Here is a 3,386-nt window from a genome sequence, read left to right as displayed (position 1 = left end):
CTCAAAAATCCCATGTCGATCACTCCATATCTCCCCGACCAAATCCGTCGGGGCAACGTGTTCACATGGGTCAGTTCTCAGTGAAAATCTGGGGGGCTACCGGGTCACTTCTCAGCGGAAATCAACAACAAGTGTCCAAAGAGAACGAACATGCAGGTCAGGCCGCCCTTTCGATCTGCGAGGCGCTCCTGCTTGCGTTGAAGGATCGCGAGCTTCTTCCGGAGCACGAGATCGTGGGGGTTCTTCGCGATGCCGCCGCGACACATGAGAACGCAGTCGGCACCGAACTCGAAATGGCACGGCACCGTTCCGTCGCGGATTTGATCAACGCAATCATCGCTGGCGGGAACTCCGTTCGAGGCCTGTGATACGATGCGGTCCCGGCTCTCTCATCTTCAATGAGAGCAGCATTCTCGGCGCAATTGCATGGCTCCGCGATCTTGAACTGAGATCTCAGTCGCAAAAGACCAAAGCATGTTTTGGCCGTGATGCGACGCACTCGGTTTCATGCTGTTCCGAATGTGAATTCCGGAGACAAAATGGACAGCGGGAACGGTCGGTTGATCTGACCCTCGCAGAGTAAAATTCCGCATCTTGCCCCCGAGGCAACGAGCTGAAGGCGGGGAGATGTATGCTGTGGATATATACAGACGGGTGTGCCGGGCGTGCCATGTCGAGGGGATGAGCAAGAGCGAGGCGGCTCGGCTGTTCGGGATCGACCGCAAGACGGTGGCGAAGATCCTTGGCGACGGAACTCGCAAGCGCACCCGGACCTTCTCGGAGTTGCAGTCGCTTTATCTGTTCAACGACAGGTTCGGCCGTCCGGGCAAGGGGAACGACAAGGGCAACGCCGAAGGCATGATCGGCTTCGGCCGGCGCACCTACATGGTGCCGATGCCACGCTTCGAGAGTTTCGAGGCGCTGAACACCTGGCTGGAGAAACAGTGCATCAAACGCCAGGGGGCGGTCCTGCGCGGTTATGGTGAGACGATCGGCGAGCGACTCATGCGGGATCTCGATGCTCTGATGCCGTTACCAGCGGTGCCTTGTGACGCCTGCGAGAAGGTCAGCACGCGGGCGACATCGATTTCCATGGTCCGGTATCGCAACAACGATTACTCGGTCCCGGTTGCCAATCCCCACCACGAGGTGCAGATCCGCGGTTATGTCCACGAGGTGGTCATCGGGTGTGGTGCCGAGATGATCGCCCGGCATCGCAGGTCCTACGAGAAGGCCGATATGGTCTTCGATCCGATGCACTTCCTGCCGCTGCTGGAGCAGAAGGTCGGCGCCCTGGATCAGGCGGCACCTTTGCAGGGTTGGGAGCTGCAAGAGGCTTTCGCCACACTGCATCGACTTCTGGAAGCGCGAATGGGCAAGAAGGGAAGCGGGAATACGTGCAGGTTCTGCGCTTGCTGGAAACCATCGAGATGGGCCAAGTGCATGGCGCCGTGCGCCAAGCGCTCGATCTCGGCGCGATCGGCTATGACGCGGTCAAGCACCTGGTCCTGTGCCGCATCGAATGGCCCCCGCCGCGGCTCGATCTCGACATTTACCCCTACCTCCCCAGAGCCCGGGTCGAGACCACGAAGCCGGCCAGCTACATGAGCCTGATGCGCGGAGCGGCAAGATGAACGACACGCCGCAGGTGCTGCTCCAGCACCATCTCAAGAAGTTCCGACTGTCGACCTTCAACAGCGAATATGCCAAACTCGCCCGGCAGTGCGCGGCCGAAGGCAAGGATCATGTGCAGTACCTGCTCAGGCTCTGCGAATTGGAGCTGATCGAGCACGAGCGCCGGATGATCGATTGCCGGATCAAGGCCGCGAAGTTCCCCGCCACCAAGAGCCTGGACAGCTTCGACTTCAAGGTTATCCCGTCGATCAACAAAGCCCTGACAACGGGGCTCGCGCGTTGCGAGTTCGTCGAGCGCCGCGAGAACGTCATCGCTCTCGGTCCGACAGGGACGGACAAGACTCATGTCAGCCTGGGTCTTGGGCTGGCCGCCTGCCAGAAGGGACTGAAGGTCCGCTTCACCACTGCTGACGGTCTCGTCCATGAACTCATCGAGGCGGTCGACGAGCGCCGCCTGCAGCGCCTCCAGAAGACCCTCACCAGCCAGGATCTGCTGATCATCGACGAACTCGGCTTCATGCCACTCTCGAAGACAGGGGCCGCGCTGCTCTTCGAGATCATCTCGCAGCGCTACGAGCGCGGCTCGATCGTCATCACCTCGAACCTCCCCTTCGACGAATGGACCGAAATTTTCGGCTCCGAGTGTCTCACCGGCGCCATCCTCGATCGCCCACCCACCACGTCCACTTCCTCGAAATGAACGGCGAGAGCTTCCGGCTGCGCCAGAGCCGCAAGACGAAAACCTGATCACCCAACCAAACGGACTGCCTGGACTGGCCTTCGGCCAGTGCGCCTTGACGCGTGCCAGCTACTTGGGAGCGCACGCGCCAAGGCGCACGCCAGATCTCCGCCGTTGGGGACTATTCCACCGGTCCACTGACCCATTTAGTTCCGGGATTGACAAGCAGAGTAGACGTTCATCCCAACCGGTTTCTCAAATCGACTTTAGGAACCATGTCATCCGGACACACAAGTACAAGTAGAAGTACCTATTGATGATAAAGGCCAACCCCTCTCAGGATCAGGATTTGAAGAAATTGAGAAATCCGCAACCAAATGACGAAGGACAGAACTTGGCCCGGGACAACGGGGAATTGCGAAAGGAGAACGGCGCTCATCGAGTAACGCAGACGGGCATGGAGCGACCCGTTTGGACACCTGAAGTTGAAAAAAAATCGAGTATGGCATCTCACAATTACGAACGATGATCGATAGCGCTGTAGCCTCTGCGGTCGAACACGCCGAGGCCGTTCATGAAGCGATATTGGAAATGGAAAAGAAAAGTTTTGACGCTGCAGTGTCATCGAAAGAAAGTAAAATAGGTGATCTGCAGAACAGGATCACCCGATACGAAGAACTGCTCCGCAAGGCTGAAGACGATCTCATCAATGCAGAAATCCGCGCTGATGCGGCAGAGAAAGAACGCGATGCGGCTCTTGCCCTCTCACAATCGGGTTTCAACTCAGTAATTAATTAAGTCCCATGCAAATTGCGCAGTTCCCCAAGCTTGGGGAACTGCGCAATTAACCGCAGATTCTGGGCATGGGCGAGGGACCAGCGGGTGGCAGATCAATAACCGACTTCGTGATTTCCGGGCTTGGTCGAACATTCTTCATCCTGCTATTAGGGTCAGGATTCATAACCAGTAGATGACGAGGGCGGCGAGGGCGATGGCCGAAAAGAAGACCTTCGGGCACCGGTCATATCGGGTGGCCACACGCCTCCAGTCCTTGAGTCTTCCGAACATGATC

General features: G+C 57.9%; 2 protein-coding genes and 3 pseudogenes. 4 read left to right on the top strand and 1 reads right to left on the bottom strand.

The genetic code is table 11. The annotated features are described in order from the left end of the window. Nucleotides 1-131 precede the first annotated feature (131 nt). From ACTXGA_RS24375 to ACTXGA_RS24360, 4 genes and pseudogenes are all read left to right on the top strand, one after another. Nucleotides 132-368 carry a hypothetical protein gene (locus ACTXGA_RS24375; RefSeq protein ID WP_443397305.1) on the top strand — a complete coding sequence of 79 codons (237 nt, stop codon included), beginning with the start codon at nucleotides 132-134 and terminating at the stop codon, nucleotides 366-368. Nucleotides 369-717: 349 nt separating this feature from the next. Then, nucleotides 718-1,634 (top strand): annotated as a pseudogene (locus ACTXGA_RS24370) (Mu transposase domain-containing protein); the annotation flags it as partial. After that, nucleotides 1,631-2,382: pseudogene (gene istB / locus ACTXGA_RS24365) on the top strand (IS21-like element helper ATPase IstB). The pseudogenes ACTXGA_RS24370 and istB, both read left to right, overlap by 4 nt. 457 nt (nucleotides 2,383-2,839) lie before the next feature. Continuing rightward, entirely contained in the window at nucleotides 2,840-3,112 is a 273-nt protein-coding gene (locus tag ACTXGA_RS24360) for a hypothetical protein (protein WP_443397304.1), read from the top strand. 159 nt (nucleotides 3,113-3,271) lie between these two features. Here ACTXGA_RS24360 and ACTXGA_RS24355 read toward each other — a convergent pair. Then, nucleotides 3,272-3,386: pseudogene (locus ACTXGA_RS24355) on the bottom strand (IS5/IS1182 family transposase); the annotation flags it as partial.

This window comes from Antarctobacter jejuensis, assembly GCF_052266595.1.
GTDB classification, from domain to species: Bacteria; Pseudomonadota; Alphaproteobacteria; order Rhodobacterales; family Rhodobacteraceae; genus Antarctobacter; species Antarctobacter jejuensis.
This window is presented reverse-complemented; position numbering and strand designations above follow the sequence as displayed.

Bases quoted from the DNA above. Each gene is read 5' to 3' on its own strand.
- ACTXGA_RS24360 (WP_443397304.1), top strand. From the start codon at position 2,840: ATGATCGATAGCGCTGTAGCCTCTGCGGTCGAACACGCCGAGGCCGTT.